Source organism: Clostridium sp. AF27-2AA, from assembly GCF_003478505.1.
GTDB lineage: Bacteria > Bacillota > Clostridia > Lachnospirales > Lachnospiraceae > Brotaphodocola.
Map to the genome: position 1 here is coordinate 12,710 of NZ_QUFI01000029.1, position 22,093 is coordinate 34,802.

The 22,093-nt window shown below is 49.9% G+C and carries 23 protein-coding genes; 7 read left to right on the forward strand and 16 right to left on the reverse strand.

The window, feature by feature from the left end; translation table 11 throughout:
* Window positions 1–20: 20 nt before the first annotated feature.
* Entirely contained in the window at window positions 21–1,181 is a 1,161-nt protein-coding gene (locus DWY84_RS13655; RefSeq protein ID WP_118533923.1) for a UxaA family hydrolase, read from the reverse strand.
* Between the two features lie 48 nt (window positions 1,182–1,229).
* Window positions 1,230–1,532: a UxaA family hydrolase gene (locus DWY84_RS13660; protein ID WP_118533924.1), complete on the reverse strand. Its 303-nt coding sequence runs from the start codon at window positions 1,530–1,532 to the stop codon at window positions 1,230–1,232.
* A 158-nt stretch (window positions 1,533–1,690) separates the two neighbouring features.
* Between DWY84_RS13660 and DWY84_RS13665 the strand changes: the two genes are divergently transcribed.
* Window positions 1,691–2,644 carry a LysR family transcriptional regulator gene (locus DWY84_RS13665; RefSeq protein ID WP_118533925.1) on the forward strand — a complete coding sequence of 318 codons (954 nt, stop codon included), beginning with the start codon at window positions 1,691–1,693 and terminating at the stop codon, window positions 2,642–2,644.
* A gap of 60 nt (window positions 2,645–2,704) precedes the next feature.
* Here DWY84_RS13665 and DWY84_RS13670 read toward each other — a convergent pair whose 3' ends face one another.
* The 9 genes from DWY84_RS13670 to DWY84_RS13710 are packed head-to-tail and all read right to left on the reverse strand — an operon-like array spanning window position 2,705 to window position 11,580.
* Window positions 2,705–3,658: a 2-keto-3-deoxygluconate permease gene (locus tag DWY84_RS13670; protein WP_118533926.1), complete on the reverse strand. Its 954-nt coding sequence runs from the start codon at window positions 3,656–3,658 to the stop codon at window positions 2,705–2,707.
* Window positions 3,659–3,685: 27 nt separating this feature from the next.
* Window positions 3,686–4,582 (reverse strand): 4-hydroxy-tetrahydrodipicolinate synthase, encoded by an 897-nt coding sequence (dapA, locus tag DWY84_RS13675; RefSeq protein ID WP_118533927.1) that lies wholly within the window; start codon window positions 4,580–4,582, stop codon window positions 3,686–3,688.
* Window positions 4,583–4,627: 45 nt separating this feature from the next.
* The gene (locus tag DWY84_RS13680) at window positions 4,628–5,074 is read right to left on the reverse strand and encodes a YhcH/YjgK/YiaL family protein (RefSeq protein WP_118533928.1); all 447 of its coding nucleotides are present in this window, start codon (window positions 5,072–5,074) and stop codon (window positions 4,628–4,630) included.
* Window positions 5,075–5,087: 13 nt separating this feature from the next.
* On the reverse strand, window positions 5,088–6,248 hold the full coding sequence (locus DWY84_RS13685; protein ID WP_118533929.1) for a sialidase family protein: 1,161 nt from the start codon (window positions 6,246–6,248) through the stop codon (window positions 5,088–5,090).
* Window positions 6,249–6,266: 18 nt separating this feature from the next.
* Window positions 6,267–7,550: a TRAP transporter large permease gene (locus DWY84_RS13690; protein ID WP_118533930.1), complete on the reverse strand. Its 1,284-nt coding sequence runs from the start codon at window positions 7,548–7,550 to the stop codon at window positions 6,267–6,269.
* Between the two features lie 16 nt (window positions 7,551–7,566).
* Window positions 7,567–8,052 (reverse strand): TRAP transporter small permease, encoded by a 486-nt coding sequence (locus DWY84_RS13695; protein WP_118533931.1) that lies wholly within the window; start codon window positions 8,050–8,052, stop codon window positions 7,567–7,569.
* 2 nt (window positions 8,053–8,054) lie between these two features.
* On the reverse strand, window positions 8,055–9,347 hold the full coding sequence (locus DWY84_RS13700; RefSeq protein WP_118533932.1) for a four-carbon acid sugar kinase family protein: 1,293 nt from the start codon (window positions 9,345–9,347) through the stop codon (window positions 8,055–8,057).
* A gap of 5 nt (window positions 9,348–9,352) precedes the next feature.
* On the reverse strand, window positions 9,353–10,405 hold the full coding sequence (pdxA, locus tag DWY84_RS13705) for a 4-hydroxythreonine-4-phosphate dehydrogenase PdxA (protein ID WP_118533933.1): 1,053 nt from the start codon (window positions 10,403–10,405) through the stop codon (window positions 9,353–9,355).
* Between the two features lie 20 nt (window positions 10,406–10,425).
* On the reverse strand, window positions 10,426–11,580 hold the full coding sequence (locus tag DWY84_RS13710) for an iron-containing alcohol dehydrogenase (protein WP_118533934.1): 1,155 nt from the start codon (window positions 11,578–11,580) through the stop codon (window positions 10,426–10,428).
* A gap of 177 nt (window positions 11,581–11,757) precedes the next feature.
* Between DWY84_RS13710 and DWY84_RS13715 the strand changes: the two genes are divergently transcribed.
* Window positions 11,758–13,557 carry a sigma-54-dependent transcriptional regulator gene (locus DWY84_RS13715; protein WP_178716453.1) on the forward strand — a complete coding sequence of 600 codons (1,800 nt, stop codon included), beginning with the start codon at window positions 11,758–11,760 and terminating at the stop codon, window positions 13,555–13,557.
* A 50-nt stretch (window positions 13,558–13,607) separates the two neighbouring features.
* Here DWY84_RS13715 and DWY84_RS13720 read toward each other — a convergent pair whose 3' ends face one another.
* From DWY84_RS13720 to DWY84_RS13740, 5 genes are read right to left on the reverse strand one after another with little or no spacing between them, the layout of a single operon-like run.
* The gene (locus tag DWY84_RS13720; protein ID WP_118533936.1) at window positions 13,608–14,330 is read right to left on the reverse strand and encodes a PHP domain-containing protein; all 723 of its coding nucleotides are present in this window, start codon (window positions 14,328–14,330) and stop codon (window positions 13,608–13,610) included.
* Complete coding sequence (locus tag DWY84_RS13725) at window positions 14,320–14,670, reverse strand: hypothetical protein (protein WP_118533937.1); 351 nt, start codon at window positions 14,668–14,670, stop codon at window positions 14,320–14,322. The genes DWY84_RS13720 and DWY84_RS13725 overlap by 11 nt, the downstream gene beginning before the upstream one ends.
* A complete protein-coding gene (locus tag DWY84_RS13730; RefSeq protein ID WP_118533938.1) occupies window positions 14,667–15,956 on the reverse strand; it encodes a [Fe-Fe] hydrogenase large subunit C-terminal domain-containing protein in 1,290 nt (429 codons plus the stop codon). The genes DWY84_RS13725 and DWY84_RS13730 overlap by 4 nt, the downstream gene beginning before the upstream one ends.
* A gap of 41 nt (window positions 15,957–15,997) precedes the next feature.
* Complete coding sequence (locus DWY84_RS13735) at window positions 15,998–16,423, reverse strand: ATP-binding protein (protein ID WP_118533939.1); 426 nt, start codon at window positions 16,421–16,423, stop codon at window positions 15,998–16,000.
* Window positions 16,423–16,770: a DRTGG domain-containing protein gene (locus DWY84_RS13740; protein WP_118533940.1), complete on the reverse strand. Its 348-nt coding sequence runs from the start codon at window positions 16,768–16,770 to the stop codon at window positions 16,423–16,425. Before DWY84_RS13740 ends, DWY84_RS13735 begins: the two co-directional genes overlap by 1 nt.
* A gap of 254 nt (window positions 16,771–17,024) precedes the next feature.
* On the opposite strand from DWY84_RS13740, the gene DWY84_RS13745 reads away from it, so the two are divergent.
* Genes DWY84_RS13745 through DWY84_RS13765 form a run of 5 tightly spaced genes read left to right on the forward strand, consistent with a single transcriptional unit; the run spans window position 17,025 to window position 22,054 of the window.
* A complete protein-coding gene (locus DWY84_RS13745) occupies window positions 17,025–17,519 on the forward strand; it encodes an NAD(P)H-dependent oxidoreductase subunit E (RefSeq protein ID WP_118533941.1) in 495 nt (164 codons plus the stop codon).
* Window positions 17,520–17,522: 3 nt separating this feature from the next.
* A complete protein-coding gene (locus tag DWY84_RS13750) occupies window positions 17,523–18,080 on the forward strand; it encodes a sensor histidine kinase (RefSeq protein ID WP_118533942.1) in 558 nt (185 codons plus the stop codon).
* Between the two features lie 32 nt (window positions 18,081–18,112).
* On the forward strand, window positions 18,113–18,490 hold the full coding sequence (locus DWY84_RS13755; RefSeq protein ID WP_118533943.1) for a (2Fe-2S) ferredoxin domain-containing protein: 378 nt from the start codon (window positions 18,113–18,115) through the stop codon (window positions 18,488–18,490).
* A gap of 12 nt (window positions 18,491–18,502) precedes the next feature.
* On the forward strand, window positions 18,503–20,290 hold the full coding sequence (nuoF, locus tag DWY84_RS13760) for an NADH-quinone oxidoreductase subunit NuoF (protein ID WP_118533944.1): 1,788 nt from the start codon (window positions 18,503–18,505) through the stop codon (window positions 20,288–20,290).
* Between the two features lie 15 nt (window positions 20,291–20,305).
* The gene (locus tag DWY84_RS13765) at window positions 20,306–22,054 is read left to right on the forward strand and encodes an NADH-dependent [FeFe] hydrogenase, group A6 (RefSeq protein WP_118533945.1); all 1,749 of its coding nucleotides are present in this window, start codon (window positions 20,306–20,308) and stop codon (window positions 22,052–22,054) included.
* Window positions 22,055–22,093: the final 39 nt, after the last annotated feature.

Consider the following 22,093-nt stretch of genomic DNA (forward strand, 5'->3'; position numbering starts at 1 on the left):
TTGTAAATCCCCCCTATCTTTTATACGAAACGGCACACATGGTCTACTGCAATATCAGAGAATCCATAGGCTTCTGCTTTGGTCATCTTGCCGTTGCAGACCTGACCGATCTCATCAAGCAGCATCTTTCCGCTCTCCTGGATCGTTGCAGTTCCATCCATGATACCGCTCAGGTCCACATCCATATTGTCCTCCATATGCTGGTAGGTCCGCTTGTTTGCAGTTACCTTCAATACCGGAACAATGGCATTACCGGTTGGGGTTCCGCGTCCTGTGGTGAAGATCACGCAAGCGCATCCGCCTGCTACCATAGATGTTACAGAGGAGATATCATAGCCTGCCGTATCCATTACGATTGCGCCATGCTTCGTCGGACGCTCTGCCTGCTCTAATACTTCCACGATCGGTCTGGTGCCGCCCTTACGGATGCAGCCAAGGCTCTTCTCGTCAAGGGTAGAAAGTCCGCCTGCCTTGTTTCCCGGAGTCGGCTGTCCGGCACGGCAGTCCTGACCAGCTGCTTTTAAGTGCTTCTCATAGTCTTCGCAGACTTTGATGATCTGGTTGTGAATCTCTGGAGTAGCCGCGCGTTTCGCTACCAGATGTTCTCCTCCGATCCACTCAATGGACTCACTCATAATGGTAGATGCTCCCATACCCACCAGAAGATCGCTCAGTTCTCCAACAGCCGGGTTAGAAGCCATTCCAGAGGTTGCGTCAGAACCGCCGCACTCAATGCCCAGGAGCAGTTCGGAAATATCACACTCCTCTTTCTGCATCAGAGCAGCCTCCGCTGCCATATCTCTTGCCGCGCGCACTGCCTTTTCAATTGTCTTTAATGTGCCGCCTTCTTCCTGAATGCCAAAGGATACCACCGGCTTATCCGTCATAGCCTGGATTTTTTCCCGGAGTGCCTTGTGTGGAACGGTTTCGCATCCAAGACCAATAATGACAACGCCATACACATTCGGGTTGCATGCAAATCCGGTCAGTACTTTCTGAGACATCTCCGTGTTAGCCGCAACATCGGAACATCCGGTGTTAAACACAATGTTTACTGCTCCGCGTACCTGGCTTGCCACAATACGGCTTGACTCACTGCCGCATGCGCATGCCGGTAAAATTAACACATGATTTCTGATTCCTACACGTCCGTCAGAACGACGATAACCCATAAATTTCATAACTTTCCTCCAATGATTTTCCTATTTTTCCGAAACGATCCGCCTTTTTTATCCCTGCACATACTCGCTTTCATAATCCCGCGGGACACTGTAAATATTGGTATGATCCACCAGACATCCTTTTCCGACCGGGCGGTTCGTTTTTCCGATCAGCTCTCCGTATTTGTAAACCGCTTCTTCCTGCGCCAAATCCTGCAGGGCAATCTTGTGCCCGAATGGAATGCTTTCTTTTGCATCCACATTCAAAAATTCATCATCCTTTCGATAGCAAACAGTTTCACCCGCTTCCACGTCCCTCACACAAGTTACCACATTGTCCTTGGGATCCAGCATCAATGCATCAATCTTCATTTTCGACTCCTGTTCTCCGGAATCCTGCTCCGGCCCGCCGCATGTTCCTGCTTCAGGTTTTTCCTTTTCTTGTTGTCTTTATTATATTGCCGCGCTATAATTAAATCAAATTTATGGTTTTTATTTTAATATAAATTAAATTTATATAGGAGGTTTTCATGCAGCAGGAAATGAAATACATCTACACGGTCTATCAGAAAGGCAGCTTTTCCAAGGCCGCCGAAGCTCTTTTCATGACGCAGCCCGCGCTCAGTATCTCCATCCAGAAGGTAGAAAATGAAATCGGCATGCCGCTTTTTAACCGGGATAAAAAGCCACTGGAACTGACCGAAGCCGGACAGCTCTACATCGAAAAAATCCGCCAGATCATGCATCTGGAAAATGAACTCTCCCAGCAGCTAAACGATCTGACGGACTTAAAAACAGGGCAGCTGCGCATTGGCGGATCCCACTATTTCAATTCCTACATTCTGCCTCCGGTTATTGCGGATTTTAAAAAGAAATGGCCCGGCATCGATCTTGAGCTGACCGAAGCCGGGTCCTATGAACTGCTTACGATGTTAAAAGATGACCTGATTGACCTGACATTCAACTGTACACCCGATCCGCACGACAAATTAAGACGGATACCAGGATTTCAGGACACGATCCTGCTGGCGGTCTCCACTCGTTTTCCTGCCAACAATTGCTTAACCGATGCCGCTCTCACAACCAGCGACATCCTGTCCCGGCGTTATCAAGATTCAGACTGTCCAGCCGTCACAATGGAAGCCTTTGCCGACACCCCTTTTATCCTGCTTTCTCCCGGCAACAATCTTTACAGCCGCTCCCAGTCCTTCTTTCAGGAAGCGGGGGTAAACCCGCCGACAGCCATGCAGGTATCCCAACTCGTTACGGCATACCACCTGGCTCAGGCAGGCATTGGGGCAACTCTGATCAGTGACTGGATGGTAACTGGAAAACATCCGGAAATGATCTATTATAAAATCGCTTCTCCGCTGGCAGGCCGGATTTTCGATATTGTAACACCCGGAAAAAACTATCTTTCCAACGCGCAGCAGGCGTTTATCTCCCTGTTCCGGAAATATTATAAAACTTCGTTTTATCCGTAAGTTTTGTTCTATCGCAAAAAGACCCTTTACCAATCATGTAACTGGTAAAAGGTCTTTTTCTTACGCTGCCGCGTTTTCTTTTTTTGTTGTTAATCCATACAGGAAAGTTACCATCATTGGGCAGAGAATTGCTGTCACAATGATCGCCGCGGAAATCTGTGCCGTAGCCGCATCGCTGACCTGCGTACTGATCACCCCTGCTGCCGCAAGCGCTGCAGGAGTAGCTGCCGCGTTGCCTGCTGTGGAACTGACCGCAGCGCCAAGCGCCGGAACTTTCATCTTCAGAAGCTTGTATACCAGAAATCCGGTCATTCCGGTGATCAGAGTACCGCACACGCCCAGCATGATTCCAGGGATTCCGGCTTTTGCAAATGAGGACAACGTCAAATTCGCGCCAAGCGGGAACGCGAAAAACGGAATCAGCATCGTAGCTCCCGGCTCACAGAACTTTCTGATTTCCGGATCCAGGTTTCCAAGAATCACGCCTGCAAGAATCGGAACCACGCATCCTGCCAGTGTATTGACCGGAACAGAATATCCTGCCGCGCCAAGTGCCAGCATGGTAAAGAATGGTCCGTCATTGAGTGCCAGAATTGATACGGCACCAACATCGGTTCCATCGCCATACTCTCCAGCCAGAGCTGCGTAAATTCCTCCGTTGGAGTTGGAGAAGCAGGCAATGATCGCGATCGGAGCAATTCCAAAGATTCCATTTTCTCCAAAAATCATTCCGACCAGAAGGCCACAGGCCATTCCGGATAATACCTTTGCCGCAGTTAAGACAACGCCCTTATAAACCGTAACGCCTGCCTCTTTGAAGTTGATCGTTGTACCATTGCAGAACAGAAACGCCGCCAGCAGTGACATGGATCCTCCCTTCCAGAGAGAATAGGTAAATGTTCCGTCAAAGTAGGCAAACACCTGTGGAAAGAACGTATTTACCAGGCATCCAAGAAGGAGCGGAATGATCATCAGCCCCCCCGGCACCTTTTTTACTGTTTCCATAATTTTCATAACCAAATCTCCTCAGATCCGTTCCAATTAATTCTTTTTGTACTCTGCGTAATAGGTATTGATGGTATCCAGAATCGCTTTCTGCGCTTCCTCTCCAACCATGCCAAACGGCTTTCTGCACGGACCTACCGGATATCCGATCAGATTGGTCGCGCATTTTACGATAGAGTTCGGATTGCCATACTTGAAGCAGTCACGGATCGGCGCAATGGAGGACTGTGCCTCTTTTGCTCCCTCGATATCCCCTGCCAGGTATTTCTGGTAAATGCTTACCATAATCTCCGGAAGAATGTTTGCGATCGCGGTGATTCCACCCTTACCGCCAGCCATCAGGGTGTACAGAATCAGGGCGTCATTACCGGAAAGAACCGCGAAATCCTTGCCCTTGGTGGCATCAATATACTGTAAGATGTTATTGAAGTTTCCACTGGAATCCTTTACGCCTGCAATGTTTTTGATATCTGCCAGTTTTCCTACTGTTGCCGGAGCCAGTGCCGCGCCGGTGCGGGCCGGGATGTTGTACATTACGATTGGAAGATCCACTGCCTCTGCCACTGCTTTGTAATGAGCGTATAACTCATCCTGACTGATGGCAGCAAAATATGGGGTGATCACGGACAGCACATCCACACCGATCTCCTGTGCCTTTTTGGAAAGCGCGATCGTCTCTGCGGTACTGACACATCCGGTGCCTGCATAGACCGGCACACGGCCCTTTGCTTCCTCCACAAAGATCTCCATAACGCGTACTTTCTCTTCAAAGCTCAGAATATAAAACTCACCATTGGTACCAAGGCAGAAGATGCCATCGCATCCAGCCTCAATCTCCCGGTTGATCTGATTTCTCATCTCTGCTTCATTGATGCCGCCGTCTTCAAACATCGGGGTCTGCATTGCGGCAATAATGCCTTTAATTTCTGTCATCGTTCTTTCCTCCAAACGTTATTTGTCATTTTCTAAAACAGGGTTTTATTCCGGAAGCCGCAGTTTCATCACGGCTTTTCTGTAATGATGCTGCTCACCTGTGTGCGAAACTGCTTTATGTCCGTCCTGCGGGAATGCCGCAAAAAACATTCCCTCAGAAATCAGCATACTATGGTTTCTTTCTCCATCTAAGCGTTCCTGGTCTTTCTCTTCATTGTAAGGAACCACCGGATTCAGCAGATCATATTCCTCCCAGGCGAGCTCCTCGCATCCCTGCAGCATGATCTGAACATCCACATATTTGCGGTGCGCCTCAAAGGTTCCCTCGCTCATCGGTTTGGTCGTTCCTTCCTGGATCATCAGAAAACCGCCTTCAAATTCATACCTTCCTACTTCCTGTGACGGAAGCTGTCTGAGGGTATTTAAACCATTTTTCAGACCCGGAAGAATGGTTTCATAGTATTCAATATTTTTGATACGGTCAATGATCATACTCTGTCTGCTCCTATCTGCTCTGGGCCGCAGTCGGATTGTACAATCCCACGGTTTCCCGCTTGCTTCCCATCACATCTTCCTCTGTAAAGCTTACATACTTGATTCCGATTCTGTTCTTATAGGCATAGGCAAGATGCAGTCTTCCATCTTTTCCCTGCATCAGATACGGATACTCATACTGCTTGTTGTTGGTGGTATTTTCCTCGCCGGAAAATCCCTCTCCGCGCTCCATCAGGCGCACCATCGGGAAAGTTTTGCCTCCATCCTCAGAAAGCGCAACCGCTACCGGACAGCGAAGTCCCGGCCATGCCACCTTGCCATACTGCGGATTCGGCACGTGCGTCGGATTGTAGGCGATCGCCAGTCTTCCGCTCTGAAGCTTCAAGGCACTGATACTGGAATTATTGTTCGGAAGCACGGTCGGCTCCGGTTTTGTCCAGGTGTCACCGTTATCTTCGGAATGGCTGATGTATACAAAATCGGCAAACCGGCTTCTCATCAGCGCGATCAGTTTTCCCGGCTCCAGCTCTACTACATTTGCGTGTACCGCACCGTTGCTCTCCGGCATCTCTACTAACTTCCAGCTCTTTCCCTGATCATCGGAAATGCGGAATGCAGTTGGATCTCCTTCCAGTCCATTCACGGAATCCGTGCAGATCCAGTTTCCGAAGATCCATCTTCCATTGGAAAGCACCTGAATCGGCTGTCTGCAGAAACTTCCCTCCTGTGGGAAGATCACATCTGCCTCTCCCCAGGTTTTTCCACCATCAAACGATCTCTGGCGGCGGATAATGGAAGTAAACTGCATGTTATCTTTTCCTTCCATACGATCCAGCTGCGCGGTGTACATGCACCATACCGCGCCATCCGGTCCCGGGAATAAAGATGGATTCTGCTCGCTTCGCTCGGTATCGTAAGATACTGCCACCGGCTCCTCCCAGTGATCGGAGCCATTTTCTTTTCTTGCGCACACAATGCTGATGTCCTTGCTTCCCTCAAAGGAACCCGCAAACCAGGCACAGAGCATATCTCCGTTTTCCAGTTCCAGAAGCGCCGGAGCGTGAGCTGTCGCGTATTTTCCCGGAGGTACCATCGCCTCCAGGGTTCCCATATCATCATTTACATAAACGGTACCATCCGGAGTCAGTTCTCCAATGTGTCTGTATTCCATACATAATCCTCCCAGTTTTTATCGGTATGCCCACACACTTAACTGCGGGAAAAGCATATAAATCAAAATAATCAGTGTCATAACGCCCCAGAACGGAAGCACTTTCCTTGCAATTGTCATCGGATGCACCTTTGCGATCGGTGACATAATATACAGGGATACGCCAAACGGCGGAGTCAGGGAACCGATTGCCACGATACCGGACATACCAGCGCCGTATACCATCGGATCGATTCCAAAGGAAGCTGCAATCGGCGCTACGATCGGAACAATGATCGCGATCGGGTTCATGAACATCATACCGATGGACATCACCACAACCGATGCGATAATGAATGCGGTCGGGGTGGAAAGAACACTTGTGATGGCTGCCGCAATGATATCACCGCCATGGAATACATCCAGAAGGCTGGAAAATGCTACCGCAAATGCAAGCATCATCGCAACAGAAGCCACGTTCTTTACAGAACCCTTAAATGCTTCCCATAATCCCTTCAGATCCAGGGATTTATAAATAAACAGGGATACAATACATGCGTATACAACAGAAATTGCTGCTGCCTCCACAACGCTGAGCAGATTGGAGAAAATGCCTCCAAGAATAATAACCGGGGAAAGAAGCCCCCAAATGGAGGTTCCTACTACCTTTGCAAATCCCTCTGCTTTTAAACTCTCATAAGCTTTTCTGGATTTTTCCATATCTCCGGTATCTTTTCTGCAGTGGATCAGGGTCAGTGCCAGAAGAACGATCGCACAGGTAAATCCAATCACTGCGCCGACCTTGAACATCTGTCCCTCATCGGTACCAGCCATCGCGCAGTACTGTAAGATTGCGGAACTCGGCGGGATCAGCTGGCCAAGAGAACCTGCTGCCGCAAGCATTGCCGCAAAGAAAGCGCGGTCATAACCGTAATCGATCAGCATCGGAAGCACCATAGCGCCAACAGCTGCTACAACAGCCATTCCGGATCCGGAGATCATTCCATAAAAAATTGCAGTCAGAACAGCAACCATCGGAATGCAGGAACGGCTTTTGCCTAAGAAATACTGGAAAAATGCGAAGATCTGCTCTGTCAGCTTTCCTTTTGACATAATATTTCCGGAAACCACAAAGAGCGCGATCGCAACATAAGTGCTTTTTCCTGCTGCTTTGCAAAGCCATTCTACAATGCTCATCATATCGTACTGGGTAAAACCAGTGGCGATTGCCGGAATGATAAATGCCGCGCCGTAAGATAATGTCATGGAAAATCCGAGTCCCAGCAGGACAACAAAAAATGATACGAAAATTAATGATAACATAACTGATCCCCCTGTATTACTTTGCTCTGGAAGTCTTTACTTCCATAATCTTCTGAATGTCACGAATGATGTTTACGCCAAATCCGACGATCGGTGCCAGATACACAATCCAAAGCGGAAAACCGGTTTTTCCTGTGCCGCCCTCTGCCAGGGTCTTGGCCACAAACTGAAAGCCACCGTAAACAATCATGACAGACATCACGATATCAAGAACATACTGAACATACTCCAGAACATTCCGTAATGCTTTCGGATACAGGTTCGTCAGCGCGTCTACAATGATGTTCGCGCCGCGCTTGGTGCAAAAGCTTGCGCATAAAAACGCAACCCAGGTATATGCGAAGTTCGCCAGCTCTTCCGGTAACCCCGCAGCCGACGGATGCACAAATTTAAAAATGGTGTTTACCGTCTCCATCAGTACCATAAAAATAATTCCGGCAGCGATCACCTTCTCTTCTGCCTCATCAAAAATACCCAGACATTTTTTCTGTGCTGTCTCCATGTTTACCCCCAATTCTTCTTTCTGTAAATGCTTGTCTCATCAAAAACAGTATCATACATCTGCTGAAAAATCGTCTCTTCCCCGAATCCTCCGGATTTGGAGATTACCTGGATTCTTCTGCCATTCCAGCGCATTGCCGAGAGAACTGCTCCTTTTCCGATCTCGCAGATTGGCACTAGCTCGGTTACTCCGGTCAGCCGCATAAATCCCATGAGCGTATCCCCTCCGGTCATGCACAGGGTTCCATTCCAGCCCCGCCTGATCATGCCGGCCGCGATCCATCCCAGCGTATCCGCGATTCCGAACCGCACCTGACTGCTGCTCAGGCACATCCGCTTTGCATAGTCCAGCGCGCCTTCCTCATTTGCCTCATCCAATGTATCCACCAGATACCGGTCCGTTGTACAGATTTTTTTGTAAAGCTGATCAAGAAATGCTTCTCCTGCTTCGGATGTTCTGTATTCCGGGTTCAGTTTCTGCTCATTTTTCAGGCGTTCAGACGAGAAGCCATGCTCTCTTGCATAGGCCAGCTGCTTTACGGTAATTTCATTTACACTTCCGCATAAAACCAGAAGCCCGTCTGAATCCTGCATGTAATGCGGATTCCCGCGTTCAAAATCGATCAGGACTTCATATGCCGCGGCAAATCCCGCGCACCCTGCGCAGATCCGGTAGTTGGTATGTTCCTTCAGTCTTCCCGCGATCCGGTACATATCGTAATCCGTCTCCGCGTCAAACAGAAATACGGTCGGTTCGTCCTGCTCCCACTTTACATGCTCGTAAGAAAACAGCGGCACCTTTTCCACATGGATCTCATTTTGGAGATGGATCACATCTGCCACATCAGATTTTAAAACCGGCTCAAACGGATCCTTTCCGAAAACACTTTTCTCTACGGGAACACCATCGATGTAATGTACGCCATCCTTTGTTGTCCGGTGGAGGGACGGAAGCGCAGGAATGCAGTACGCCATATTTTCTTCATAGGCATCCATAACCGCCTTTAACTCTGCGCCTACATTTCCGCGAAGCCCCGAATCCGTTTTTTTATATACATACCCGAATCCGGCTTTTCTGGCATTTGCCGCAAGGTGGAAGACTCTCTGATACGCTTCTTTGGGAGAAAGCGGCCGCGTGTCTGTGTTGACTACAAGCAGCCGGTACTCCTCTTTCAGATTCTGAAAATCGTACTGATAATCCGTAATGATTTTTGCGCGGACTCCCATCTTGGTAAACTGAATCCCGGTGTCCAGCGCACCGGTAAAATCATCTGCAATGATCAGGAGTTTATCCATACGGATTACCCCCTTTTCTCAAGTCTGCTCAGTGCCATCTTCGCTCCATATTCGATGGAATTAAGCAGGCTCAGTTCATTTGCATCTCCTTTTCCGGCATGATCGAATGCAGTTCCATGATCTACGGATACACGGATGATCGGAAGTCCCAGTGTAATGTTGATTCCTGCAACCGCATTCCACTGCTGCCGTTCACGGTCATACACAAAGCCCTGTACCTTCGTCGGAATATGGCCCTGATCGTGATACATGCATACAACGATATCATACCAGCCGCCGATCGCCTGGGAAAATACTGTATCCGGCGGGCACGGTCCAATTGCCTGAATGCCCTTTTTCTTTGCTTCTGCAATAGCCGGCTCGATTTCCTCAATTTCCTCTCTTCCGAACATTCCGTGCTCTCCACAGTGCGGATTTAAACCAGCCACAGCTATCTTCGGCTCCTTAATGCCAAGGTCACGGCATACTTCATCTGCCATCTCGATCACATCCAGGATCCGCTCCTTCTTGCAGCGGTCACAGGCTTCCCGTAAAGACACATGCGTGGATACATGTACCACACGGAAATCATTGTGTGCCAACATCATGCAGTACTTTTTCGTTCCGGTATAATCCGCATAGATCTCGGTGTGGCCGGAATAATGGTGCCCTGCCAGGTTGATCGCTTCCTTACTGATCGCGTTGGTGATTGTGCCATCCACTTCATCTGCCATTGCCAGCTGAATTGCTTTCACTACATACTGAAATGCGGCTTCTCCTGCTTCTTTGCTGATCTTTCCAAGTTCGATTTCAGACGGGTCGGAGATCAGATGCATATCATAAACATTCATGATGCCCCTCTCATAAACCGCATCCTTTACATCTTCGATCACGTGGATCCGGATCTGATCGTTTAAGCCGGTACATACAAGCGCCTGCTGCATCATGCATGGATCCCCGATCACGACTGGTCTGCACATTTCATAAACACTGTCGTTCGCAAAGGCTCTTGCTGTAATCTCCGGACCTGCTCCTGCCGGATCTCCTGCTGTAATTGCCAGGATTGGTAACTGTGCCATGTTGTAATCCCCCTTTTTTCTTATAAAACTTTCAGATAGATAGAACGGATATCGTCCAGTGTCAGCTCCTTGCGGTTGTTTACTAGAAGTCTGGTCTGTTTGCTTCCGGAATCTACCAGGAAATCCAGATCTTCTTTCTTCACACCAAAGCTGTATAAATCGGTCGGAATCTCCGTGAACTTCACGACATCCTCAATCTGGCCGATCACATAGTCTGCTTTTGCGTCAATGCTTTGTGCATACAGAGACGGATTGATCACGTCACAGATTTCCGCAAGCTGTTCTGCACAGGCCTCTTTGTTCATTTTCATAACATGAGCAAATAAGATCGCGTTGGATACGCCATGCGGGATATGATATTTGCCGCCCAACGGATAAGACAGAGCATGGACCGCAGTAGTACCGCTTCCGGTAATTGCCACACCACCGTAAAAAGCACCCAGCATCATATTGCTTTTTGCTTCCATATTGTCCGGATTGCAATAAGCCTCTCTGATATTTTCAAAGATCAGTTTTGCTCCTGCAAGCGCGTAAGTATTACTCAATGGGGTAGCCTTTTTGGAAGTATAGCACTCTACCACATGAGCCAGCGCATCAACTCCGGTAGCTGCCACAATGGACTTCGGAAGTTTTTTGATCACCTGCGCATCCAGAATTACATAATCTGGGATCATGGCGGTGTTGACAATGCCCTTCTTTACCTCCTCTTCCGGAACTGCCACGATGGCGTTGCAGGTTGCCTCAGATCCGGTTCCGCAGGTGGTCGGGATTGCCACGCTCTTCATCTGCTTTCTTCCAAGGGACGGGTCTGCCAGAAGATCTTTCACCGAATAATCGGAACCTTTTAAAATGGAAACCAGTTTTGCGGCATCCATAACACTTCCGCCGCCAAATGCCACGATTAGGTCTCCCTCGCTGTTTTCTGCCTGTCTGCGGATTTTTTCCACATCTTCATAAGATGGCTCTGGTCTTAAATCGCTGAAAATCTCATACGCGGTTCCCCGCTCTTTTAACGCGTCTAATAAAAGATTCAGTAAACCAGCTCCAATAATTCCTTTATCTGTAAAAACAAGCACTTTCTTTGCCTGCTCTTTTGCGAGCACTTCTTTGATGCTCCCTGCAATGCTTCCCTCTCCTGTATAAAGTACAGACGGGATAATCAACTGATGGTTCATGATTTATTACTCCCTTCGTTCTCTCTTGATGGTGCTATCCTAACAGAAACTCCTGATACGCTCCAGAATTTCTCTTTGTTAATTTGTTTCATTTTAAATCAATTCTGTTTTTTTGTTGTTTTTTTATCATTTCTGTTTTATTATGAAACATATCGAGCAAAGTACAGGAGGTCATTTATGGAAAATATCCATTTTCTCGTCATTTCTCCCTACCGCGGCATGAACGAACTGGTTCGTGAAGTTCTTCTTTCTGAAACAAAGGTACAGGCTGACTGTTTTGTGGCAAACTTAAGTGAAGTGGATTCTATTCTGGACAAACTGAATCTGCTGAATTACGACGCAGTTATATCCCGCGGCGGTACCGCCAGCTACTTAAAAGAGCGCATTGCGCTGCCGGTCTACGACATCGGCCTCTGGGCACTCGATGCCCTGCGCGCCATACGGCTTGCCCAGAACTTCCAACAGCCCATAGCGATCATTGGCTACGAAAATATCACCAGCCATGCCCGTATTTTATGTGAACTGCTCGATTACGATATCCCGATTTATACGATCTGGAGTGAAGAAGATGCCGTATCCAATATGAAACGGCTCAAAGAAATGGGAATTTCGGTAGTTGTCTGTGATGTGATCGCGCATAATCTGGCTCTCTCCATGGGAATTACGCCGGTCCTTGTCACCAGTGGTTACGAATCTGTCCAGAACACATTCCAGCAGGCTATCTCCCTGACCCGCTCTTCCCTGCAAAGCCGCAGGGAACTGACCCAGCTGACCATGGCATTTCAAAACAGCCCTGTCGCATGCACCATTTTTGACCAGTATGGAAAAAGTATCTTGTCAAGCCTCTCAGAATATGAAAAAAAACTGATTCTTCCATTTTTGCAGGAACATTTTGAAGAATTGTGGAAAGAAGGGGATACTTCTTTAGAACGTACCATCAAGGGGCATAGGCTGCGCCTTACCATGAAAAAATCCACCATGCGGAACAGCACCTGCCTTTATGTGTATTCCATGCTAAAAGAAAAACAGGAAATCAGGAAAATAGACGCGATCACAGAAAAAATAGCCGGCAGCAATGTCATGCCCGATTTTTCTTATTTCAACAGCACACACGGCCTGTCAACCACACGGGATCTGATCCAAAAATACAGCCTCGTTTCCACCCCAGTACTGATTTCCGGCGAAAAAGGGACCGGAAAAGACCTGGCTGCCTACAATATTTACTGTAAGAGCAGCTACCGGAACACCATTTTTTACCAGATTGACTGTGCCTATGCCACAGAGCGGAACTGGACCTATCTGCTTTCCCATCATGATTCCCCGCTGGCACATAACGGGCACAGCATTTACTTTAAGCAGATGGAAACGATCCCGCCCCAGATTTTCAGCCAGCTTCTTTCCTACATTGCGGATACCCGTCTGGCTGCCCGGAACCGGCTGTATTTTTCCTTTTCCACGAACAATGAAGAATATGATTCCAAACCCATCATTACCGGAATCACCAAACTGTTTTCCTGTCTGTCCCTTCACCTTCCTCCTTTAAGAGAACGGCCGGATGATATTCCCTACCTGACTACACTCTATCTCAACCGGCTGAACGCAGATCTCGGAAAACCGATCATCGGATTTGACACTAAAGCCAGCCTAGCGCTAAAACAGTTTCCGTGGGAAGGTAATCTGCACCAGCTGCAGCGTATTATCTATGAGCTGATGCTGATTACCTCAACTCCGTATATTTCTTACGAAAATACGATGCGGCTCCTGCATCAGGAAACAGCTCTCTGGGTGGCTCCCGAACAATCCGGGTATCAGTTTGACTTAAATCAGACCCTGGATGACATCACCTATGATGTCGTACGCATGGTCCTGAAAGAAGAAAATAACAACCAGAGCCGGACTGCGCAGCGTCTTGGGATCGGGCGCAGTACATTATGGCGGATTTTAAAATCACATGCGGAACCGAATCTGCATGAATAAAAAATACTGGATATTTCCGAGCAAACTTTCCCGGAAATATCCAGTATTTTTTATTCTCCCCTCAGATACGCAATCACCGCCGCCGCGCTTTTCTCCCGCACCTTCATCTTCCACTCCGGCTCATGGATATGTTCCAGATAATGCGCGTCGGAATCGCAGATGATGCGGCACTGCCCCAGATAGGGATTGCTCTTTTTTAATTCCTCAAGCGCTGCCATATCGTGCAGCTCTGCTGTCCGGAACTGGCTCTCCGGCGGCACAAAGCCCAGGTTGGAGATCAGGCTGTTGGCATTTTTGTCGATGTGGGCCGGGATCATGACGCCTCCGTACTGCCCGGCCACAATATCCCACAGTTCATCAAAAGAAAGTTCCGTACTGTTAATGAGCAAATTCGGCTCGGTGCCGATGCAGATATCTTCCTCGTTCATGATCTGCTGCTTTCCGAATATCTCCTCCCGATTCGGAAACTTCATGAGTTTCTCATAAACAAACCGGTCAAATTCCATTGCCGCGGAAAGCTCTGAAAACAGGCAGACCGCATGTACTTCTTCCGCGGTAGTCAGCTCCATGCCCGGTATGGCAAGCACACCATACTGCTCTGCCAGCTTCAGAACTGCAGGGCAGTTGCGGCAGGAGTTGTGGTCCGTCACCGCGATTACATCCAGGCCTTTGATGGCCGCCATCCCCACAATGTTGCCCGGGGTCATGTCGTCATCCCCACAGGGGGACAAGCAGGAGTGAATATGCAGATCATAACTTAATTCACGCTCCATGCCCTTCTCCCTGCATCTGCTGCCACACCCACAGCGCTGCCTCAAACACCGGCTCCTCCGTAGCCAGCACCATGATATCCTGCTGCTCTGCCTTTTTCCTGGCAGTCTCATCCAGCGCTGCGCCCTCTGCCAGAATGATGCAGGCCGCATCCGCCAGTGTAGCCACCGCCAGCGTATTCATATTTCCCATCACGGTAACCCAGGCGCAGCCCGCCGGAGCTTTTCCCATGGCCACGCTTAATAGATCACAGCAAAACGGAGTTGTGATTTCCCGTTCCGGGTCATCCCCCGCATGGATTACCTGAAATTTCCCACTGTCCAGAAGTTCTTTTACTTTCACGTTTGCCCTCCTTTTTCCTGTTCCATCAGCTGCCGGATCCGTTCTTTCATAATATAAACGCAGTCCTCTTCCTTCGCCGCTCCCCGGGCAATGTCCTCTGCCAGTGCCTTGCAGGACGGCGCGCCGCAGGCTCCGCAGTCCAGTCCCGGAAGCTGCTTGCTTAAGACTTCAATCCGGCTTAAGCGCGCAAAGCTCTCCATCATGGTCTCGCCCAGGTTATAAACCGGCTCATACTCCACGCCCTGGGTCCACGTCATCAGTTCTTCCGCTTTTTCTTCTGTCTCCGCATCCATGTGACTTCTCGCGACCGGCATATATTTGCGCAGATGCTTTAGCTTTACTTCTGCCACATAGGGATTTTCCACCGTCAGCACACCGCCCACACAGCCGCCGCTGCAGGCATCCAGCTCCACAAATTTCAGATTGGTAAACTTCTGATCCTCCATATCCTCCAGGACCCGGATCACATTCTCAATGCCGTCTGCCGCAAGATAGCTCTCTGTGAAAAGTCCGCCTGCCTCGCCGCCGCTGTGGCCCCAGCTGATGCCGATCTTCCCGGAAATGCTAATGTTCTCCGGATCTTCATCCACCTGCCTCATATATTTTAACAGCTGCGGATACACATCCTTAATGGCAAGCACACAGTCAATTTCACTTTTTTCTATTCCAATCGGTGACCTTGCGTAGGTCACCTTGGACGGACACGGCGAGATAAAACAGATGCCGATATCCTCTCTGGGAAGTCCGGTCTTTTCCATAGCCCGTTTCACCGCCAGGCCCGCTGCCACCTCCACCGGCGGATTTAAGGGGAGCAGATGCGGGATTAGATTCGGAAAACGCACCCGGATCAGCCGTACCACGCTTGGACATGCCGTGCTGATCAGCGGAAGCTGCTCCTCATGCTCCGTCAGATACGCGCGAGTGGCCTCGCTGACCAGTTCTGCCGCTGCGCTCACCTCAAACACATCGTCAAAGCCCATAAGCAAAAGGGCGTGAAGCACGACGTTAATATCATCCAAATTGTTAAACTGGCTGTATAAAGAAGGGGCCGGAAGGGCCACCTTATATCGGAAACGTTCCATCTCCTCAAGCCGATCATAGACTGCATGTTTTGCGTGATGGGGGCATACCCGGATACACTCGCCGCAGTCAATGCAGAATTTTTTGTTGATCCGGGCTTTGCCATCCTGCACACGGATTGCCTGGGTGGGACAGCGCTTGAGGCAGTTGATGCAGCCCTTGCACAGTTCCTCATCCAGACGTACGGAATGGTAAAACTTGTCCATGCCGCCTTTCACCTCCAAATGTCTTTTCGCTGTCAAAATTCTCACATAAGCTTCACTTCCATGGTGATTTTTGTTCCAACACCAAGCTCTGTCTCTATCTTCATGTCATCGGTATATTTCTTCATATTCGGCAGTCCCATTCCGGCGCCAAAGCCGAGGTTTCTCACCTCATCCGGCGCTGTGGAATAGCCGTCCTGCATGGCAAGCTCAATATCCGGAATGCCGGGTCCTATATCGTCCAGGACCATCCGCACCTTTTCCGGTGTGATCTCCACCGTGATCTCTCCGCCTTTCGCATGGATCACCATATTAATCTCGCCCTCATACATGGCAATGGCCACCTTGCGTACAGCCTCCGGGCTGATGCCAAGCTGCTTTAACTTTCCCTTCACGTCGCTGCTGGCTTCCCCTGCCCGGGTAAAATCATCGGCTGAAACATGATACTGTAATACGATCGCGTTTTCCATCAGACTGCACCTCCGCCAAGTCCGGCCTTGTAAAGCATGCCGCAGGTAGAAAACATGCGGTGTCCTGTTTCCATGACAATCAATTCACGTTCTTTTGCCATGGCAAGGATGGTTTCATCCGGATGTTTTCTCCGCACAAAGATCACGCAGACAATGTCCAGCATCTCTGCAGTGCGGATGACCTGTGGATTACAAAGCCCGGTAATCAGAACCGAATGGTCCTTGGAAAAAGCCAGCACATCACTCATCATGTCGGATGCGCAGGCACTTGTGATCTCTCGGTCCAGAAATTCTTCTCCCACAAGCACCCGGGCACCGAGGATCCTCTGAACATCTCTTGCTGTCATAGGCAGATTCCCCCTGTCATAAAATAAATGAAGCATACTATTATATTGGTTGAGCCATTTGTATTGCTGTAAATTTTGTCATGTTTTTGACAAACCAAACAGTTTTATAGTGTAAGAATACCATCGTTTCTGTTAATAATCAACAAAAACATTTATTGTGTTTTTAAATTAACGGATGAATTTTGTAGATTTTTTTTCATCATCATGTTAATATATTATAAACATTTTACAATGTAATAAGGAGGAGGGTTTACATGGCTTGTAAAAAAGAAGGTGTTCCTTTCAGCGGAACGCCAGAGCAGGAAGCTGCTTTAAAGAAAGTAATTACTGAGCTGAAAGACACCAAAGGCGCGCTCATGCCAATCATGCAGCAGGCTCAGGACATTTACGGCTACCTGCCGATTGAAGTCCAGACTATGATTTCCAATGAAACCGGAATCCCGTTAGAGAAGATCTACGGCGTTTCCACATTCTATTCCCAGTTCGCACTGCAGCCCAAGGGCAAGTATCAGATTTCCGTATGCCTCGGCACTGCCTGCTACGTAAAGGGCTCCGGCGCCATTTTTTCAAAACTGGAGGAGCTTCTTGGCATCACCAACGGAGAGTGCACTCCGGACGGGCGTTTTTCGCTGGATTCGTGCCGCTGTGTCGGTGCCTGCGGACTGGCTCCCGTCATGATGATCAACGACGAAGTTTACGGACGGCTCACCCCGGACGATATTCCTGGCATCCTTGCCAAATACAATTAGCCTATGATGCCGGAAATTTCTTTGAATATCCTTGACGTAGCGGAAAATTCCACCCGGGCCGGCGCATCCCTGGTACAGATTACCGTAGATGTACAGCCGGATCTGGACAGGCTTACCGTCATCATTGCGGATGACGGCTGCGGCATGACAAAAGAACAGGTCGAACGGGTCACCGACCCATTCTATACCAGCCGCACCACCCGGAAAGTCGGCCTTGGCGTTCCGTTTTTCAAGCTGGCCGCCGAGAGCACCGGAGGAAGCTTCTCCATCGAATCAGAGCCTGGAAAAGGGACCACGGTCACTGCGGTCTTTACCTTAAATCACATTGACCGGATGCCCCTCGGCGATATGACTGCCACCATTCAGACCCTGATCCAGGGCCATCCGGACACTGATTTTCTCTACGTTTACCGCTGCGGTGAAAAAGAATTTTCCCTGGACACCCGCGAGATGCGCGCTATCCTGGGAGATGTTTCCCTTACCACACCCGAAATTTCCAGCTACATCAAAGACTATCTGACTGAAAACAAACTCGAAACCGACGGCGGAACTGTATACTAAAACCACCGTCAGAACAGGAGGACGAACCTATCATGAAAAGTCTTGAAGAATTAAGAGCAATCCGCGAGAGAATGCAGAGTCAGGTCAGCATGCGTGCGGAAGACCACACCCACACTCGCGTTGTGGTCGGCATGGCTACCTGCGGCATTGCCAGCGGTGCCAGACCAGTCTTAAACGCCCTTTCCAATCTGGTTCAGGAAAAGGGACTGACCGATAAAATTTCCGTTACCCAGACCGGCTGTATCGGCCTTTGCCAGTACGAGCCCATCGTAGAGGTCATGGAACCGGGCAAACCGAAGATCACCTACATCAAAATGAATGCGGACAAAGCTGCCGAGGTGGTGGAGCGCCATCTCATCGGCGGACACATTGTCGAAGAATATACCTTAAATTCTGCAGATCTGAAATAAGGAGGACAACAGATGTATCGTTCACATGTATTGGTTTGCGGTGGAACAGGCTGTACCTCCTCCGGAAGCCAGCAGATTATGGAAACCTTAAAAGAAGAGATCAAAAAGGCCGGGCTGGAGAAAGAAGTCTCCGTAGTCCAGACCGGATGCCACGGTCTCTGCGCCCTGGGCCCGATCATGATCGTCTACCCGGACGCAAGCTTCTACTCCATGGTCAAGGTAGAAGACATTCCTGAGATCGTTCAGGAGCACTTATTAAAGGGACGTGTCGTTACCCGTCTTCTCTATCAGGAGACCGTTACTCCGGCCGGCGTCAAGGCTCTCATCGACACAGATTTCTACAAAAAACAGCACCGCATTGCCCTGCGTAACTGCGGCATCATCAACCCGGAAGTCATTGAAGAGTACATCGGAACCGGCGGCTACGCAGCCCTTGGTAAAGTGCTCACCGAAATGACCCCGGACGATGTCATCCAGTGCCTGTTAGATTCCGGCCTGCGCGGACGCGGCGGCGGCGGATTCCCCACCGGCCTCAAATGGAAGCTGGCCAAGCAGAATGATGCCGACCAGAAATATGTCTGCTGTAACGCCGACGAAGGCGACCCGGGCGCATTCATGGACCGTTCCGTCTTAGAGGGCGACCCGCACGCGGTACTGGAGGCTATGGCCATTGCCGGTTACGCCATTGGTGCAAACCAGGGCTACATCTATGTGCGCGCAGAGTATCCGATCGCAGTAGAACGTCTGAAAATCGCTATCAGCCAGGCACGCGAGATGGAACTGTTGGGAAAAGATATTTTCGGAAGCGGCTTCGATTTTGATATCGACTTAAGACTCGGTGCCGGAGCTTTCGTCTGCGGCGAGGAAACCGCACTCATGACCTCCATTGAAGGAAACCGCGGCGAACCGCGTCCGCGTCCTCCGTTCCCGGCACAGAAGGGCTTATTTGGCAAGCCGACCATCTTAAATAACGTAGAGACCTATGCCAACATCCCGCAGATCATCTTAAACGGTCCGGAATGGTTTTCTTCCATGGGTACCGAGAAGTCCAAAGGAACCAAGGTATTTGCACTGGGCGGTAAGATCCACAACACCGGCCTCGTAGAGATCCCGATGGGTACTACCCTGCGCGAGGTCATCGAAGAGATCGGCGGCGGCATCCCGAATGGCAAGAAATTCAAAGCAGCACAGACCGGTGGTCCGTCCGGCGGATGTATCCCGGCAGAGCACTTTGATATCCCGATCGATTACGACAACCTCATCTCCATCGGCTCCATGATGGGTTCCGGCGGTCTGATCGTTATGGATGAAACCGACTGTATGGTAGATATCGCAAAATTCTTCCTGGAATTCACTGTAGAAGAATCCTGCGGTAAATGTACTCCATGCCGCATCGGCACCAAACGTATGCTGGAGATCCTCACCAAGATCACCAAGGGCACCGCTACCATGGAAGATCTGGATAAGCTGGAAGAGCTCTGCTACTACGTGAAAGAGAATTCTGCCTGCGGTCTCGGCCAGACAGCTCCTAACCCGGTTCTGTCCACCCTGCGTTACTTCCGTGACGAGTACGAAGCACACATCAAAGAGAAACGCTGCCCGGCAGGCGTCTGCAAAGCGCTCCTTTCCTACCATATCGACGCAGACAAATGTAAGGGCTGTACCCTGTGCGCAAGAAACTGCCCGGTTGGCGCTATCATCGGCTCCGTTAAGAATCCGCATATCATCGACACCGATAAGTGTGTTAAGTGCGGTGCCTGCATGGAGAAATGTAAATTCGGCGCGATCTACAAACAGTAATGGAGGAGAATGGCTATGGAGAATATCACAATCAAAATCAACGGCATGGAAGTCAGTGCCCCGAAAGGCTCCACCATTCTGGAGGCAGCCCGACTGGCGCACATTGAAATTCCGACTCTGTGCTTCTTAAAAGAGATCAACGAGATCGGCGCATGCCGCATCTGTGTAGTAGAAGTAAAAGGGGCAAGAAGCCTGGTGGTTTCCTGCGTATACCCGATCAACGAAGGCATGGAAGTATGGACCAACACGCCAAAGGTACTGGAGTCCCGCAGGAAAACCCTGCAGCTTCTGCTTTCCAACCATGACCGCAAGTGCTTATCCTGCGTCCGCAGCGGAAACTGCGAGCTGCAGCAGCTCTGTAAGGAACTCGGTGTTACCGACGAAGGTTATTACGATGGCGAACGCACCCCGTCCGTAATCGACGACAGCGCGGTGCACATGATCCGTGACAACAGCAAATGTATCCTCTGCCGCCGCTGCTCCGCAATCTGTGAGAAGGTACAGGGCATCGGTGTCATTGGTGCCAACATGCGCGGCTTTGCCACCTTTATCGGCTCCGCCTTCGACATGGGCCTGGGCGAGACCTCCTGTGTCTCCTGCGGCCAGTGTATCGCAGTCTGCCCAACCGGTGCCCTCCAGGAGAAATCCCAGGTGGACGAGGTTCTGGCAGCCATCGCAGATCCGAAAAAGCATGTCATCGTACAGACCGCTCCGGCTGTACGCGCCGCTCTGGGCGAGGAATTCGGCTACCCCATCGGCACCAACGTACAGGGCAAGATGGCAGCAGCCCTTCGCCGCATCGGCTTTGACAAAGTATTCGACACCAACTTCAGTGCCGACTTAACCATTATGGAAGAGGCTCATGAATTCCTGGACCGTGTGCAGAACGGCGGTGTGCTTCCGCTCATCACCTCCTGCTCCCCGGGCTGGATCAAATACTGTGAACACTACTTCCCGGATATGACCGAGAACTTATCCAGCTGCAAATCGCCGCAGCAGATGTTCGGTGCCATTGCAAAATCCTACTATGCAGAGAAGATGAACCTGGATCCGAAGGATATCGTTTCCGTTTCCATTATGCCGTGTACCGCAAAGAAATTTGAGATTCAGCGTCCGGATGAAGCCGCAAACGGCATTCCGGATGTAGACTACTCCTTAACCACAAGGGAGCTTGCACGCATGATCCGCAAGGTCGGCCTGAAATTCACTACCCTCCCGGACGAAGAATTTGACGCTCCTCTGGGACTTGGAACCGGTGCAGCTGTTATCTTCGGCGCAACCGGCGGTGTTATGGAGGCAGCACTCCGCACTGCAGTGGAAACCCTGACCGGTGAGGAATTACAGAATCTGGACTTCACCGACGTCCGCGGCATGGAAGGCATCAAGGAAGCCACTTATCCGGTAGCAGGTCTGGAAGTTAAGGTAGCCATCGCCTCCGGTCTTGGAAACGCAAGAAAGCTGCTTGAAAAGGTCAAATCCGGTGAAGCTACCTATCATTTCATCGAGATCATGGGCTGTCCGGGTGGATGTATCAACGGCGGCGGCCAGCCGCAGCAGCCTGGCTACGTACGCAACAGCGTCGATATCCGCGGCCTGCGCGCCAAAGTTCTCTACGACTCCGACAAAAACAACCCAATCCGCAAATCCCACGAAAATCCGGCAATCAAGGAGCTGTACGCAACCTTCCTCGGAGAACCGGGGAGTGAGAAAGCACACCATCTGTTACATACCACTTACGTGAAGCGGAAAGTGAACGAGATCTAATAAAAATTTAAAGAATATTCATGAAAGGTCCGAAGCAGG

Excerpts from the sequence above, each read along its gene's own strand:
- DWY84_RS13655 (WP_118533923.1), bottom strand. The coding sequence starts at position 1,181 with ATGAAATTTATGGGTTATCGTCGTTCTGACGGACGTGTAGGAATCAGA.
- DWY84_RS13660 (WP_118533924.1), bottom strand. The coding sequence starts at position 1,532 with ATGAAGATTGATGCATTGATGCTGGATCCCAAGGACAATGTGGTAACT.
- DWY84_RS13665 (WP_118533925.1), top strand. The coding sequence starts at position 1,691 with ATGCAGCAGGAAATGAAATACATCTACACGGTCTATCAGAAAGGCAGC.
- DWY84_RS13670 (WP_118533926.1), bottom strand. The coding sequence starts at position 3,658 with ATGAAAATTATGGAAACAGTAAAAAAGGTGCCGGGGGGGCTGATGATC.
- dapA (WP_118533927.1), bottom strand. The coding sequence starts at position 4,582 with ATGACAGAAATTAAAGGCATTATTGCCGCAATGCAGACCCCGATGTTT.
- DWY84_RS13680 (WP_118533928.1), bottom strand. The coding sequence starts at position 5,074 with ATGATCATTGACCGTATCAAAAATATTGAATACTATGAAACCATTCTT.
- DWY84_RS13685 (WP_118533929.1), bottom strand. The coding sequence starts at position 6,248 with ATGGAATACAGACACATTGGAGAACTGACTCCGGATGGTACCGTTTAT.
- DWY84_RS13690 (WP_118533930.1), bottom strand. The coding sequence starts at position 7,550 with ATGTTATCATTAATTTTCGTATCATTTTTTGTTGTCCTGCTGGGACTC.
- DWY84_RS13695 (WP_118533931.1), bottom strand. The coding sequence starts at position 8,052 with ATGGAGACAGCACAGAAAAAATGTCTGGGTATTTTTGATGAGGCAGAA.
- DWY84_RS13700 (WP_118533932.1), bottom strand. The coding sequence starts at position 9,347 with ATGGATAAACTCCTGATCATTGCAGATGATTTTACCGGTGCGCTGGAC.
- pdxA (WP_118533933.1), bottom strand. The coding sequence starts at position 10,405 with ATGGCACAGTTACCAATCCTGGCAATTACAGCAGGAGATCCGGCAGGA.
- DWY84_RS13710 (WP_118533934.1), bottom strand. The coding sequence starts at position 11,580 with ATGAACCATCAGTTGATTATCCCGTCTGTACTTTATACAGGAGAGGGA.
- DWY84_RS13715 (WP_178716453.1), top strand. The coding sequence starts at position 11,758 with ATGGAAAATATCCATTTTCTCGTCATTTCTCCCTACCGCGGCATGAAC.
- DWY84_RS13720 (WP_118533936.1), bottom strand. The coding sequence starts at position 14,330 with ATGGAGCGTGAATTAAGTTATGATCTGCATATTCACTCCTGCTTGTCC.
- DWY84_RS13730 (WP_118533938.1), bottom strand. The coding sequence starts at position 15,956 with ATGGACAAGTTTTACCATTCCGTACGTCTGGATGAGGAACTGTGCAAG.
- DWY84_RS13735 (WP_118533939.1), bottom strand. The coding sequence starts at position 16,423 with ATGGAAAACGCGATCGTATTACAGTATCATGTTTCAGCCGATGATTTT.
- DWY84_RS13740 (WP_118533940.1), bottom strand. The coding sequence starts at position 16,770 with ATGACAGCAAGAGATGTTCAGAGGATCCTCGGTGCCCGGGTGCTTGTG.
- DWY84_RS13745 (WP_118533941.1), top strand. The coding sequence starts at position 17,025 with ATGGCTTGTAAAAAAGAAGGTGTTCCTTTCAGCGGAACGCCAGAGCAG.
- DWY84_RS13750 (WP_118533942.1), top strand. The coding sequence starts at position 17,523 with ATGATGCCGGAAATTTCTTTGAATATCCTTGACGTAGCGGAAAATTCC.
- DWY84_RS13755 (WP_118533943.1), top strand. The coding sequence starts at position 18,113 with ATGAAAAGTCTTGAAGAATTAAGAGCAATCCGCGAGAGAATGCAGAGT.
- nuoF (WP_118533944.1), top strand. The coding sequence starts at position 18,503 with ATGTATCGTTCACATGTATTGGTTTGCGGTGGAACAGGCTGTACCTCC.
- DWY84_RS13765 (WP_118533945.1), top strand. The coding sequence starts at position 20,306 with ATGGAGAATATCACAATCAAAATCAACGGCATGGAAGTCAGTGCCCCG.